The 1,197-nt window shown below is 44.3% G+C and carries 1 protein-coding gene; it reads right to left on the reverse strand.

Annotation, left to right across the window (positions count from 1 at the left end; translation table 11 throughout):
• Positions 1-137: 137 nt before the first annotated feature.
• Positions 138-1,091, reverse strand: coding sequence for an L-lactate dehydrogenase (locus R8N28_RS25815; protein ID WP_318183735.1), 954 nt, complete (start codon positions 1,089-1,091; stop codon positions 138-140).
• Between the last annotated feature and the right edge of the window lie 106 nt (positions 1,092-1,197).

The raw sequence follows: 1,197 nt of genomic DNA on the forward strand, positions 1-1,197 counted from the left end.
AAATGGTTCGCATTCTATTACTCATTTGCAAATTAAACAACCATAGTTTATGGGGCTTTTCTCTGTTTGGAAGACACAAAAAAGCCTACTAAACAGTAGGCTATATAAGGCAAAACGGAGAATTTCTTTGTTTACAATCAGCACTTCAAACCTGTCGATTGCGCGACATTCTCAACAATGGATCTCAAGTTCACACTAATAGAGTGTAATGTTTCAAGCTCCTCTTCTGTAAACGGGTGAGTAAGAACCGACTCTGCACCTTTTTCCCCGACCACCGTCGGTAGACTTAGCACGACGCCACTCACACCATATTGACCCGACATCATCGTGCCAACTGGCAACACAGAGCGCTCATTGATTTTGATGGCTTGAATGATTCGAAATACGCTGGCTGCAATACCATGCACCGTATTATGTTTGCGACGAAATATCTCGTAACCCGCTTGCTTAACCGCTTCGAGCAACTCATCAGCATCGATTCTCTCGATATTGTGCGTATCGCAATAATAATCCGCAGGCTGGCCAGCAATAGAGATCAAACTCTTTGGTGTGAAACAGTGGCTTCCGTGCTCTCCCAGCACATAACCAAATATGTTTTTAGGGTCGAGATCCACACGGTTAGCAACAATACTCATCAAGCGAGCTGTATCGATAACACACCCGCTGCTTATCACTTTGTTTGGCTCAAAGCCCGTATTGGTAGTAATAAAATGAGCAACAATGTCACAAGGGTTGGACACGACAATCAAAACCGCCTTTGGCGCAACACGCTCTATTTTGCTAGCGATCTCGACGCCAATCTTCGCGTTGACTTCCGCGATATCTAAACGTGTTTGTCCTTGTTGAATTTGCGCACCTGCCGTTATCACAACAATATCGGCACCTAACAAATCGAGGTAATCATCTGAGGGAATAATGCGGGTATTTTTGGAAAAGGTTAACGCCGCTGTGTGACGAAAATCGAAGACTTCCCCTTCAGCTCTTTCTAAGTTTTGGTCTAACAGAACAAGTTCACTGACGCTGCCTAGCGTGAGCAAATAATTGCAAACACCAACTCCAACGGCGCCAGCGCCAATCACACCAATTTTCATCTTACTCTCCCTGAAAAAATGCGGCTCTTGAAAGATACGTCGCTCTTTAAAAATGAGCGGCAAGAGCATAAAAGTCCAACGTCATTTTGTAGCTCAGAATCTCTTA

Source organism: Vibrio sp. Vb1554 (assembly GCF_033344235.1).

Excerpts from the sequence above, each read along its gene's own strand:
- R8N28_RS25815 (WP_318183735.1), bottom strand. The coding sequence starts at position 1,091 with ATGAAAATTGGTGTGATTGGCGCTGGCGCCGTTGGAGTTGGTGTTTGC.